The organism is Flavobacterium notoginsengisoli (assembly GCF_014207905.1).
In the GTDB taxonomy this organism is placed as follows: domain Bacteria; phylum Bacteroidota; class Bacteroidia; order Flavobacteriales; family Flavobacteriaceae; genus Flavobacterium; species Flavobacterium notoginsengisoli_A.
Window position 1 is genome coordinate 207,266 of the sequence record NZ_JACHLB010000001.1, and the last position, 12,784, is coordinate 220,049.

Annotated in this window: 9 protein-coding genes; 2 read left to right on the forward strand and 7 right to left on the reverse strand. The window is 32.9% G+C overall.

The window, feature by feature from the left end; translation table 11 throughout:
- Positions 1–84: 84 nt before the first annotated feature.
- The 4 genes from kbl to HNP35_RS00960 form a co-directional block, all read right to left on the reverse strand.
- The gene (gene kbl, locus HNP35_RS00945; protein WP_184159336.1) at positions 85–1,278 is read right to left on the reverse strand and encodes a glycine C-acetyltransferase; all 1,194 of its coding nucleotides are present in this window, start codon (positions 1,276–1,278) and stop codon (positions 85–87) included.
- Between the two features lie 82 nt (positions 1,279–1,360).
- Positions 1,361–4,519 carry a UvrD-helicase domain-containing protein gene (locus HNP35_RS00950; RefSeq protein WP_184159333.1) on the reverse strand — a complete coding sequence of 1,053 codons (3,159 nt, stop codon included), beginning with the start codon at positions 4,517–4,519 and terminating at the stop codon, positions 1,361–1,363.
- Positions 4,520–4,659: 140 nt separating this feature from the next.
- On the reverse strand, positions 4,660–5,265 hold the full coding sequence (locus tag HNP35_RS00955; protein WP_184159331.1) for a lipoprotein signal peptidase: 606 nt from the start codon (positions 5,263–5,265) through the stop codon (positions 4,660–4,662).
- A 121-nt stretch (positions 5,266–5,386) separates the two neighbouring features.
- Positions 5,387–5,605 carry a hypothetical protein gene (locus HNP35_RS00960; protein WP_184159329.1) on the reverse strand — a complete coding sequence of 73 codons (219 nt, stop codon included), beginning with the start codon at positions 5,603–5,605 and terminating at the stop codon, positions 5,387–5,389.
- A gap of 182 nt (positions 5,606–5,787) precedes the next feature.
- On the opposite strand from HNP35_RS00960, the gene HNP35_RS00965 reads away from it, so the two are divergent.
- Positions 5,788–6,144 (forward strand): roadblock/LC7 domain-containing protein, encoded by a 357-nt coding sequence (locus tag HNP35_RS00965; RefSeq protein WP_091494460.1) that lies wholly within the window; start codon positions 5,788–5,790, stop codon positions 6,142–6,144.
- A gap of 34 nt (positions 6,145–6,178) precedes the next feature.
- Positions 6,179–6,559 (forward strand): hypothetical protein, encoded by a 381-nt coding sequence (locus HNP35_RS00970; protein ID WP_184159327.1) that lies wholly within the window; start codon positions 6,179–6,181, stop codon positions 6,557–6,559.
- Positions 6,560–6,817: 258 nt separating this feature from the next.
- On the opposite strand, the gene HNP35_RS00975 is transcribed toward HNP35_RS00970, so the two are convergent.
- The 3 genes from HNP35_RS00975 to HNP35_RS00985 all read right to left on the reverse strand — a co-directional run bounded on the left by HNP35_RS00975 (position 6,818) and on the right by HNP35_RS00985 (position 12,730).
- Positions 6,818–7,198, reverse strand: coding sequence for a TraR/DksA family transcriptional regulator (locus HNP35_RS00975; RefSeq protein ID WP_012022792.1), 381 nt, complete (start codon positions 7,196–7,198; stop codon positions 6,818–6,820).
- A 7-nt stretch (positions 7,199–7,205) separates the two neighbouring features.
- Positions 7,206–10,607: an isoleucine--tRNA ligase gene (ileS, locus tag HNP35_RS00980; protein WP_184159325.1), complete on the reverse strand. Its 3,402-nt coding sequence runs from the start codon at positions 10,605–10,607 to the stop codon at positions 7,206–7,208.
- Positions 10,608–10,810: 203 nt separating this feature from the next.
- Positions 10,811–12,730, reverse strand: a complete 1,920-nt coding sequence (locus HNP35_RS00985; RefSeq protein WP_184159323.1) for a hypothetical protein — start codon at positions 12,728–12,730, stop codon at positions 10,811–10,813.
- Between the last annotated feature and the right edge of the window lie 54 nt (positions 12,731–12,784).

The window sequence follows — 12,784 nt, forward strand, 5'->3', positions numbered from 1 at the left end:
ATTACAAGCAAAAGTAACACCAAATTTTTTAAATACAAAATGAAATGTTAAAAAAAACCTACAAAAATTTGACCAAAGTGGTAATTATATAACTTTTAACATTTTACCGACAACTGTGAAGGCATTTATAGCCTTATCCAAGTGCTCTTTTTCGTGCGCTGAAGATAGCTGTACGCGTATTCTAGCCTTATCTTTAGGCACTACAGGAAAGAAGAATCCAATAACGTAAATTCCTTGTTTTAAAAGCTCGTTTGCCATAGTTTGTGACAATTTTGCATCGTAAAGCATTACTGGTACAATTGCAGAATCTCCATCAATAATATCAAAACCTGCTTTTTTCATTCCCTCTTTAAAGTAATTGGTATTCCATTCCAATTTATCACGAAGTGTTGTGTCTTTTTCAAGCAATTCAAACACTTTTATAGAAGCACCTACAATTGCAGGCGCTAAAGAATTTGAAAACAAATATGGTCTAGATCTTTGACGCAATAATTCTATTATTTCTTTTTTTGCAGTAGTATATCCGCCCATTGCTCCTCCTAAAGCTTTTCCTAATGTACCAGTTATAATATCAACTCGCCCCATCACGCCTTTTGCTTCAAGAGTTCCTTTTCCTGTGGCACCAATAAAACCTGCTGCGTGACATTCGTCAACCATAACCATTGCATCGTATTTGTCAGCCAAATCACAAATTTTATCTAACGGCGCAACTAAACCATCCATAGAAAAAACACCATCAGTAACAATTAATTTGAAACGAGCTCCAGCTTCATTCGCCTTTATTAACTGCTGCTCCAAATCTTCCATATTATTATTCTCATAACGATATCTCGCTGCTTTACAAAGACGAACTCCGTCAATAATCGAAGCGTGATTCAAACTATCAGAAATAATTGCATCGTTTTCTCCAAGAAGCGGTTCAAACACTCCTCCATTTGCATCAAAAGCCGCAGCGTACAATATAGTATCTTCTGTACCATAGAAATCGGCAATCTTCTTTTCTAATGTTTTATGAATATCTTGAGATCCGCAAATAAAACGTACTGATGACATCCCAAAGCCATGAGTATCCATAGCGTCTTTAGCAGCTTGCACTACTTCCGGATGCGACGAAAGCCCTAAATAATTATTAGCACAAAAATTCAAAACCGTTTCTCCTGTTGAAATAGTAATTTCTGCACCTTGAGGAGAAGTAATAATTCGCTCCTTTTTAAAAATTCCATTTTCTTCGATTGTCTGCAGCTCACTTTGCAGATGTTCTTTTATTTTACCGTACATTTTTAATTTATTTAAAACGTTAAAAATTAACAAGTTAACAATAATTAAGCTTCGTTATTTCTTTAACATCTGATTAATTTTTTCACAAATTTACCACTTCAATTTCCGCTCCTATATACACCAAAGCCTTTTTTAACACTTTGTATCCCAAATCTTCAATAGCATCTTGATATTCTTGAATTTGCTGCTGATATTTGGCATTTACAGCACCTGTTTTATAATCTAGCAAAAGAGCTTCTTTATTTTCTAAAAAAACTACTCTGTCGGGTTTTAAAATTCTACCTTCTTTCTGAACAATTGTCTGTTCATTTAAAACAGTATCATTCCCATTAAAGCAAATCGTTAACTCTGGATGATTTACAATTTCTTTCAAGGTTTGCATCACTTTATCGACTTGATCGTAAGTTATCAAACCATTTTCTAAAGACTTTGCAACCGCCAAATCAATGTCTGATTTATCTTTAACGAAAGCTAAAATTTCATGAACAATATTCCCATAAGAAATTGCCTCTTGCTGATGTGTTCCCCACATTAAAGATTCTCGCTGCGCAATTTTTATGTTTTTTGGATTCAAAACTTCTTTTACAACAGGAATTGATTTCACCAAATCTACTATCTTTGAAATTTTTGAAAGTCTACTTTTACTCCCAAATTCATAATTCAATTTTTCTTCAACATAAACTCCTTCATTAATTAAAAATTTAATAAAGAAAGAAGCCATATTATTTGGATATTCCCCATCTTTTCTTGCTTCAAGAGACTGCGAAATAACATATAACTGTTCTTCTGCACGAGTCAATGCCACGTACAAAACATTGATATTATCTAAAAGTTCTTCTTGTTTTTTCAGATTAAAAACCGCCGATGCATTTTCGCCAAAACTTTCAACAGCACTACTATTATCAACCAATGCTTTTGGAAATCCTAAATCAATTTCTTCCGTATCAAGCCACAACTTATCTTTTGGTTTTCGGTTGTAATCTTCATCTGCAAACGGCATTATTACGACTGGAAATTCCAACCCTTTAGATTTGTGAATAGTCATAATTCGAACCGCATTATTTCCTTCTGGAGACGGAATACTGAATTTTTCTGCATTCTTATCCCAAAACACTAAAAAATCTGCAACCCCAGCTTGATTTCTGATATCTCTTTCCAAAACTATATCTAGAAAAAACTGCACATAAGCATTCCCTTCTGATGGAAAAATAAATTTAGAAATAATGATCTCTACAGCCTCATAAAGTGATTTTTTACGAACGTCCTCAAAAGAAAAAGAAACATCAAAAGTCAAAAGCCAATTTTCAAATTCTTTTTCCGATTTATAGCTCATTCCCAAAGCTATAAAATCATGAACCGGCATCGACAAATCTTTATTTGAAGCCAAATAATATAAAAAATTAGCTTTGGATTCTAAATTGGCGCTATTGTTTAAATAACGAAGCAAATGGACAATAAAACGAACTTCAGCCGCATTTTGAATCATTAAGGTTTCTGAAGACAAAAGCGGAACTCCCTGTTCGGTCAAATAATTGGCAATTGCAATTCCTTGATCTCTTTTACGAGTAAGAATTACAATATCCTTATACTCAAAACCTTGCTTTATAACTTCCTGAATTGTATTTAAAGTTGCCAAAACATATAAGTCAGATTTTTCGACAACCTCATCTTCATCTGCAGATTCTGTTTTTTCAACTATTGGAAGAAAAGAAATATTTACATAACCGCCTTTCTTCGAATTGGTATTTTGAAAACTATGATTTTCATATAAATCTTTATAATCTTCGTTTGAAAATTCAGCCGAAATCAATTTAAAAAAAGCATTATTAAATTCAATTACCTCACTATAACTTCTGTAATTGGTATTTAAATGTTTCAGCTGCTTGTCTGGATTATTGAATGGATTTACATCTTTACTCAATTCAATAAATTGTTCTGCTTTTCCTCCGCGCCAGCGATAAATAGATTGTTTCGGATCGCCAACGATCATTAAAGTTCCTTTGTTTCCTAAATCATCTAAACCAGAAAGAGAATTATCAATTAACGGAATCAAGTTCTGCCATTGCATTTCTGAAGTATCCTGAAATTCATCAATAAAAAAATTGCGGTAACGCTCTCCCAAGCGCTCGTAAATAAATGGCGCTGGCTGATTCTGAATTTCGCGATGAATTATGGCATTAAATTCTGAAATCGATAGTACATTCTGTTCAGACTGAATTTTTGCAAGCTCATTACTTACAGTATTCAATAACGAAAGTGGCGTTATATTTTTTAAAAAAGCTTTATAAAAATCTCTTTTTTCAAAATTCTGATAAACCTCTTTTAGTATTTGAAGTAATTCTGGAATTATATTTTCAATTAAAGCGCGGTCTTTTGCCGTTTTATTAATTGCAATATCATCAAACTCATGAAAAGTTTTATTTTTCGGATTGAATTTTCCGTTTTTAATGCTTTCTAAATGATTAGGGAAAGTTCCTCTAGAAAATGATTTAGAATCAATTCCATTTTTATCAATTAAGTCAATTGCTTTAATGGCAAGCTCTTCATTAGTTTTTTCTAGTTCTTTGCAAAGCGACTGCATTTTTGTTTTAATCTCAACAAATTCTCCGATTGTTTTATCCTGAAAATGAAGAATTTCATTTCTATTGTTTTCATTTAAAATCAATCTTCCGGTATCTAAAATTTCGCGAGAGACATCCCAGCTTTTATCATCATCGGTTTTCTCCATTGTAAAATCAATGAGAAGTTTGGTCAATGTTTCGTCTTCACCAGCTTGTGCAATAATAGCATCGACCGCTTCGACCAATAAATTTTCGGTATCGAGAGTAACCTCAAAAGTCATTGGAAGATTTAAATCATGCGCAAAAGCACGAATAACTTTATGCGTAAATTTATCAATGGTAGAAATATCAAAAGCTGCATAATTATGAATTAAGTGCTTTATAATTTGCTGTGATTTGGTTTTGATTTTAATGACCGAAAGTCCCGTATCACGAGCAATATCTTCCATTAAATCGTAGGCTTTTGAAGACGGTTCGTCTTTTGCAAATTCAGACAGATTTCCAACAATACGGCTTTTCATTTCATGAACTGCTTTGTTGGTGAAAGTTATCGCTAAGATATTTCGATACGCATCATTTTTTGGAGAAGAAAGAATAATCTTTAAATATTCTTTAACCAAAGTATACGTCTTTCCTGATCCCGCAGAAGCATCATAAATAGAAAAAGACGGACTTTGCATAATTTTTATTTTTTGTATCGTAAAAATAAAACAAAATATTCAACCGCCAATAATGAAAAATTCCAAATTCCAATATCTTTTTGTTGCGAATGCTTTAAATATTGGAATTTGGAATTTTGAAAATTTTAGAATTTTGAAATTTATTCGTGCTTTGGAAAAGCTCTTTTATTGAAAACCAAAAGTATACCAACTCCAGTAGAAATTGCTACATCGGCAACATTAAATATTGCATTGAAGAAAGCAAAATGTTTTCCTCCAAAAATTGGTAACCAAGTTGGAAGATCGCCTTCCCAAATAGGGAAATAAAACATATCTACAACCAAACCATGAAACCAAGTTCCATAAGGTTCTGGAGAAAAAAGCGTTGCTAAATTATTAGTACTGTCATCAAAAATAACTCCGTAGAAAATAGAGTCAATAATATTTCCTGCCGCGCCTGCAAAAATTAAAGCGATTGCCACTATCAAATAATTTGAATGAAGCTTCTTAACGCTATCATTAAGCCACCATCCGATTCCGAATACGGCAAAAATTCTGAAAACCGTCAAAATTAATTTCCCATACTCTCCAGGAATTTTTGTTCCCCAAGCCATTCCTTCATTTTCGATAAAATGAATTTTAAACCATTCAGCCCCCAACACTTTTATTTCTTCTCCAAGAACAAAGTTGGTTTTGACATAAATTTTAGAAAGCTGATCGACTATTAAAACTAGAAATATAAGGAAATACGCTTTTCGTAATGACATTTTATAATTTTTTGATGGGCAAAAATAACAATTTAAACAAAAAAAACGCTCCTAATGGAGCGTTAATTGTTTTCTAATGAAACTAAACTAAGTTTAAGCGCTAATCTAAACCTGATAAAGTTTATTTTTTCACAGGAGCTTTTGCAGCAGTTTTAGCTGGACTGTCGGAGAAAAATTCTGAAATAGATTTAAATATTCCCTTGCTTTCTTTTCCGGCAGCCAATTTTTTCGCTTCACCCTTTTTAACGTCGGCTTTAAACTTAACGCGCAGTTTTTCAAAATCTTTCATTCTACGCTCTACGTCAGAGTTTACTTCTTTGAATTTCAGTACTTTAGCCATAATGTAAGTTTTTTACAGTAAATAATTTAAATTATTAATGATTTGGTATTACAATGATACATAATTTAATTTATATTTGTTAACGAAAATTAACACTTGTTTAGGTTGATTCAATATTAATTTTCAAAAACAAATCCAAAACAAACTGAATTTAACAATTCCCCCAAAATCCTACAAAAATCATGAATGAAATTACTACTACACTAAACGACTTTCTAGTCAGCACAAAATCAACTGCTGCTTTAATTTTAAATGGTAAAGGAAAGCTAATCACTTCCTTAAACTTAGATTATGGAGACAGCATTGCCGCTATGAGCGCAGCGATTTTATCAATGAGCGAAAAATTCTTAATCGACTTAGAAAAAGGCTCTCTTAAACAATTATATCTTAAAAGTGCCGAAGGCGTTATCGTTGGAAACAAAATTAGCGGTTCCAATTTTATCGTTGCTTTTTCTAAAGAAGGAAGCAATCTAGCTTTATTAATGCGTTCGACAGAAGAAGTATCTGCCGAGCTAAGCAAAAATTCCCTACTGAAATAACATAATCTATTAACTAATTAAACCCAAACGAACTATGAGCGCTGACTTTTTAAACGTGTTTTTAAATGAAATGAAAACGAATGTAAATGGCTTTATTGCTGTTGCTGTAACAGAAATTGAATCTGGATTAAGCTTCGGAAACCTAACAATTGATCCTGCTTTTGACCCAGAGCTTGCAGCAGCTTATAACTTAGAAGTTGTAAAAGCAAAACTAAATGCCGTAAAAGCATTAGGATTAAATCAGGATATCGAGGATATTTTGATTACACTTTCTAATCAAATTCACATTATTGATATTTCTCCAAATAAAAAGTTTATGATCTACCTAGCTGCTGATGCGTCAAAAGCTAATTTAGGTATGACTAGAGCTATTTTAAGAAAACACAAAGCTGACGTTGAAAAAAATCTAGCATAATATTTTCAATTTCATTAAATACAAAAACCGCTTTTAAAAAGCGGTTTTTTTTGTTTGCATAATTGGCAAATCGACAGCTAATCAATCATTTCGCTTCTTACAAAAAATTTAACCCACATTGAATACTTATTTTAATTTATTATAAATAATTTCTTTCAAAGAAAAAATCTAACAATACAAACCAAAACCGTTAAACATTAAACAAAAAAATGCACCCTTTTTTAGAGTGCATTTTTTAATTAGATGTCTTTTGTGAATTTATCTTTGCAAGTTTTTAGCTTCGATACTCATTGTTGCATGAGGAACAATTTTAAGCCTTTCTTTGCTAATTAATTTACCTGTTACTTTGCAAATACCATATGTTTTATTTTCAACACGGAATAAAGCGTTTTTTAAGTCACGAATAAACTTCTCTTGTCTAATAGCCAATTGAGAGTTTGCTTCTTTAGACATTGTTTCACTTCCTTCTTCAAAAGCTTTGAAAGTTGGAGATGTATCGTCTGTTCCGTTATTTAAATCGTTCATATAGGCACTTTTGATCAAATCAAGATCTTCTTGTGCTTTTTTAATTTTTGCTTGTATTATTTCTTTGAACTCTGCTAAGTCAGCATCAGAGTATCTTGTAATTTCATCTATCATTTTCTAACTATTTTGAAATTAATATAATGGTTTTAATGTCATCAAACTCAATTTCTGTGCCGTTTTCTAAAGCATCCACAAAAACCAGTTCATCTGTTAATGTTTCAGACTTGATATAGTCCTCATTTTTTGAAACAGCATTTTCTAAAATACCGTCTCTTTTTATTTGTACCTTAATCTTATCAGTAACCTCAAATCCTGAATCTTTACGGATATTCTGAATTCTATTTACTAATTCTCTCGCGATACCTTCATTTTTTAATTCTTCAGATATTGTGATGTCAAGTGCAACTGTTATTCCGTTTGAATTTGCAACTAGCCAACCTTCGATATCTTGCGATGTTATTTCGACGTCTTCTAATGATAAAGTTACATTATTTCCAGAAATAACAATATCCAGCGTTCCTTGCTTGTCTAACTGATTGATTTGTTCTGAAGAAAAAGCTTGTATCTCCTTAGAAATCAACCCCATATCCTTTCCAAAACGTGGCCCTAATGCTTTAAAATTAGGTTTAATTTGCTTCACTAAAATACCAGAAGCATCGTCTAAAAGCTCTACTTCTTTTACGTTTACTTCCGCTTTTACTAAGTCAGAAATTGCTTCTATTTCAGCACGCTGATTCTCGTCAAGTACTGGAATCATTACCTTTTGCAGAGGTTGACGAACTTTAATCATCTCTTTTTTACGTAGTGATAACACCAAAGATGAGATGGTTTGCGCCTTCTGCATTTTGCTTTCCAACGTTTTATTAACAAAGTTTTCGACAAATTTTGGGAATTCAGCCAAGTGAACACTAGCAAAATCCTCGGTTCCCGTAGAAGATGTCAAATCTCTGTACAATTTATCCATAAAAAATGGAGCTACCGGAGCGCTTAATTTACTGATTGTAAGCAAGCAAGTATAAAGCGTTTGGTAAGCTGCAATTTTATCTTTTGCATATTCTCCTTTCCAGAAACGACGACGACATAAACGAACGTACCAGTTACTTAAGTTTTCCTGAACGAAATCAGAAATAGCTCTTGTCGCTTTTGTTGGTTCGTAATCTTCATAACATTCATCAACAAATTTGATTAAAGTATGAAGTTCAGAAATAATCCATTGATCAATTTCTGGTCTTTCGTTTAATGGAATTTCAGCTTCTGCATATTTGAATCCATCAATATTCGCATATAATGAAAAGAATGAATAGGTATTATAAAGTGTTCCGAAGAACTTACGGCGTACCTCAGCAATTCCTTCAATATCAAATTTCAAGTTATCCCAAGGATTTGCGTTTGAAATCATGTACCAACGAGTTGCGTCTGGACCGTATTCTGCAATTGTTTCAAAAGGATCTGTTGCGTTTCCTAGACGTTTAGACATTTTCTGTCCGTTTTTATCTAAAACCAAACCGTTTGAAACTACGTTTTTGTAAGCTACTTTATCAAAAACCAAAGTTCCGATCGCGTGTAAGGTATAAAACCATCCACGAGTCTGATCTACTCCTTCAGCAATGAAATTAGCTGGAAAATCTTTATTCTCATCAATTTTGTCTTTGTTTTCAAAAGGATAATGCCATTGCGCATAAGGCATTGCTCCAGAATCAAACCAAACGTCGATTAGATCACTTTCTCGCTTCATTGGTTTTCCAGAAGCAGAAACTAAAGTAATTTCATCAACAACATTCTTGTGCAAATCAATTAAATCATAATTTGATTCAGACATGTTTCCGATTTCAAAACCTTTAAACGGATTTTCTTTTTGAAAACCTGCTTCGATAGATTTCTCAATCGCATTGTACAATTCTTCAACAGAACCAATAAGAACTTCTTCTTTTTTATCTTCAGTTCTCCAAATTGGCAACGGAATTCCCCAATATCTAGAACGAGATAAGTTCCAATCATTAGCATTTTTCAGCCAATTTCCAAAACGTCCTTCACCAGTAGATTTAGGTTTCCAATTGATAGTTTCGTTCAGGTCGAACATTCTATCTTTTACATCGGTTACTTTGATGAACCATGAATCTAGAGGATAATATAATAACGGCTCGTCTGTTCTCCAACTGTGTGGATAACTGTGCACGTATTTTTCAACTTTAAATGCTTTGTTTTCTTCTTTTAAACGAATAGCAATTTCAACATCTACAGATTTCTCTGGAGCTTGTCCTGCATCGTAATATTCGTTTTTAACATATTTACCAGCTAAATCACCTAAATGAGAAGTAAATTTCCCTTGTAAATCTACTAACGGAACTGCATTTCCTTCTGCATCCAAAACCAACATTGGCGGAACTTCTGGTTTTGCTTCTTTAGCAACTTTAGCATCATCTGCACCAAAAGTCGGCGCTGTGTGCACAACTCCTGTTCCGTCTTCTGTAGTAACGAAATCTCCAGAAATTACTCTAAATGCATTTTCAGCATTTTGGTATGGCAATACGTAAGGCAATAATTGTTCGTAACGAATTTCTACTAAATCTGCTCCTTTTGCTTCAGTTAAGATTTTATAAGGAAGTTTTTTGTCGCCATTTTTAACGTTGTCAAAATCAGTGTCATCTTCGCTTACGAAATATCCTTTTCCGAATTGTTTTCCAACTAAATTTTTAGCCAAAATCACATTGATTGGCTCAAAAGTATATTGATTGAAAGTTTTAACTAAAACATAATCGATTTTTGGACCAACTGTCAAAGCTGTATTTGACGGAAGTGTCCAAGGAGTTGTCGTCCAAGCTAAGATGTGAATATCTCCAAATCCTTGTAAAAAGCTTGGTAAAGTTTCTGGTAAGGTTTTAAACTGCGCTACTATTGTAGTATCTGTAACATCACGGTAAGCTCCCGGCTGATTTACTTCGTGAGAAGACAATCCTGTTCCTGCTTTTGGAGAGTATGGCTGGATTGTGTATCCTTTGTACAACAAACCTTTATCATAGATTTGTTTCAAAAGCCACCAAACAGACTCCATATATTTTGGTTTATAAGTCACATATGGATCTTCCATATCTACCCAATAACCCATTTTTTCGGTCAAATCATTCCATACGTCCGTATAACGCATAACGGTTCTTTTACACGCTTCGTTATATTCTTCGATAGAAATTGTTTTACCAATATCTTCTTTTGTAATTCCTAATTCTTTTTCGGTACCTAATTCAACAGGCAAACCGTGAGTATCCCATCCAGCTTTTCTTTTTACTTGAAAACCTTTTTGAGTTTTATATCTGCAAAAAATATCCTTAATCGCACGCGCCATTACGTGGTGAATCCCTGGTAATCCGTTTGCTGAAGGCGGACCTTCAAAAAATACGTAAGGCTCAGCACCTTCGCGAGTTGTTACACTCTTTTCAAATATATTTTCTTTCTTCCAAAAATCAAGAACTTCAGAAGCTACAGTTGGCAAGTCAAGTCCTTTGTATTCAGTAAATTTTGTACTCATTTTATCCTTTTCTTAAACGAGGTGCGAAAGTAAGAAATTTTGAACTATTGACCACGAATTTCTTTAAATTTCACAAACTTTTGTTGGGATAATGGGTACAAAAACAGAAGAATTGGTTACTTTCTGACATTATTCTCATTTTTTTGAGCTAATAAATCAAAAAATAACCAATTCTAAAAACAGCTTTCTAAAAGCTTTATCTCTTATTTAAATCCTCCGAAATAGACTTCTTTCATGAAAATTCGATTTCCAAAAACAGGATTTATATCCACTTTCTCACGTATTTCCTGATAGAAAGTTTCTCCGTTAAAATCCTCAATTTCGTAATTAATTTTATGCGGAATTTTTCCAGAATTTAAACTTGCAACAGGACGATAATCTCCAAATAGTTTTCTTTCGAAAAAACTTTTATTGCCGTTGTCAAATTCTGTTTTTTCTGTTGAAACAATATTGAAGTTTTCTTTATCAATAAAAACGTGATAATCTGTTTTTGGAATTGTTCTGTTTCCAGAACTTAGTGTTTTTTCAAAGTAATTTAAATGATAACACAATTTTCCTTCATACATTTCATCACCTAAAATCTCAAAATTATTCCATAAATCGAGTCTTAAATCGGTAAGAAAGTTTACCAAATCTACATTCTTAGATAAATTACCATAATCGTAAGCTGTTAATTTTGCCCATTTGGCATTTATACCAGTTTCACGATCATCGTGACTCCAAGCTTCTGCTCCGTTTACGATTTCGTAATAAGCTTCAGGCATTTTTTTCTTAAGAAGATAATGCGAAGTTGTTGCCCATTTTTCTTCAGTTTGAGGAATATTAGTTCCTTCTATCGAAATTTTAGAAAACAAATGCGCTTTCTCCACTTTTTTCAAAGCTTGGCTTCCGCCTAGATTTTCAACCACTTTTGCCAAAAGATTAGCATTTAGCTGATACGGAATAGAATCAAGCAAATTATATCGTTGCGTTTTAATCTTTTCTAAATATGCTTCACGATTTGATTTCTCAGTTTCCCATTCTGCTTCTTGCTGTTGGATTTTTTCAAAAAACGCGAGTCTTTTTTCTTCTTTTTCTTCTGCAATTTGAAGTCCTAATTTCTTAAGCTCAGCAAAACGATTTGTATGACTTCTTATTTTCTTATCAACAAAATTGGCTTTATTAACGTTTTCAATAATTGAAGATCCGCGTGAATCGAGTTTATCATTTTCTACCAGCAAATTGGCATAGAACAATGCTTTCTCTTTATTCTCAAGCAAAAAATAGGTTTCGGCTAAATTATTTGTAACAATAAATCGAATATTTACGTTTGCTGGCGAAGGCGGATATTTTACCAATAAACTTTCCAGATATTGCAAATGAGGCGCTAGCAATTTTTCGTCCAAACCTTTTTCAAGTGTTATTTTTTGCATTTGTGCTGTAATTTCATTTTCAAATGCCAGCATCTGAGCATATTCTGAATGCCCTTTAGAAGTTACAAATTCAAATCTCACCTTAGATTCACTTGTGGTATATCCAAACTTATAACTTAAAAAATCCTGAATTCTACTTGCCGCTTTATAAACAGCATTATCAAATCCGAGTCCGACATCACTGTAATCAGAATCTTTAACTGCCGCCAGTACTTTTTTATCATGTTCTGAAGCAGCAATTTTTGCAGCGCCTAAACTATTACCAACAGTCATTGAATACGATTCTGAACCTCCAAAATCCTTTGTTAGTATAATCTTATCTCCAAACTTTACATCCAACTTTACATTTGAAATGTAATTAGAATGCGCGCCATAAGTCCACTTGTTTTCTTTCTTGTCGTATACACTATCAATTTGCGTACTGGTGTATCTTGGCATCGCGAAGGTTAAATAGATTTTAAGTTTTCCGTTTACAGGATCTTTTATAAATCCATTAATATTAAAAAAATGCTTTTTCAAATACGCTTCTTCCTCTTGCAATGATTTATCCATTTGATAAAAAGCGGTTTGCGTCAATACATTATCAAGAGCAGCATATTCCGGATATTTAATTACAGGAACATAAAACTTCTTTTTTTTGGAGCTTATTTTTTCTTGTGCCTGAATTGAACCCAATACAAGCAAAGCTATTAAGAGTAGTATTTTTTTCATAGGCAAAAAAAAGCCATCAGAATCAGATCCTGATGGCCTTGGATTTTGTTATAT

Excerpts from the sequence above, each read along its gene's own strand:
- HNP35_RS00960 (WP_184159329.1), bottom strand. The coding sequence starts at position 5,605 with ATGGCTAAAGTACTGAAATTCAAAGAAGTAAACTCTGACGTAGAGCGT.
- HNP35_RS00955 (WP_184159331.1), bottom strand. The coding sequence starts at position 5,265 with ATGTCATTACGAAAAGCGTATTTCCTTATATTTCTAGTTTTAATAGTC.
- HNP35_RS00965 (WP_091494460.1), top strand. The coding sequence starts at position 5,788 with ATGAATGAAATTACTACTACACTAAACGACTTTCTAGTCAGCACAAAA.
- ileS (WP_184159325.1), bottom strand. The coding sequence starts at position 10,607 with ATGAGTACAAAATTTACTGAATACAAAGGACTTGACTTGCCAACTGTA.
- kbl (WP_184159336.1), bottom strand. The coding sequence starts at position 1,278 with ATGTACGGTAAAATAAAAGAACATCTGCAAAGTGAGCTGCAGACAATC.
- HNP35_RS00975 (WP_012022792.1), bottom strand. The coding sequence starts at position 7,198 with ATGATAGATGAAATTACAAGATACTCTGATGCTGACTTAGCAGAGTTC.
- HNP35_RS00985 (WP_184159323.1), bottom strand. The coding sequence starts at position 12,730 with ATGAAAAAAATACTACTCTTAATAGCTTTGCTTGTATTGGGTTCAATT.
- HNP35_RS00970 (WP_184159327.1), top strand. The coding sequence starts at position 6,179 with ATGAGCGCTGACTTTTTAAACGTGTTTTTAAATGAAATGAAAACGAAT.
- HNP35_RS00950 (WP_184159333.1), bottom strand. The coding sequence starts at position 4,519 with ATGCAAAGTCCGTCTTTTTCTATTTATGATGCTTCTGCGGGATCAGGA.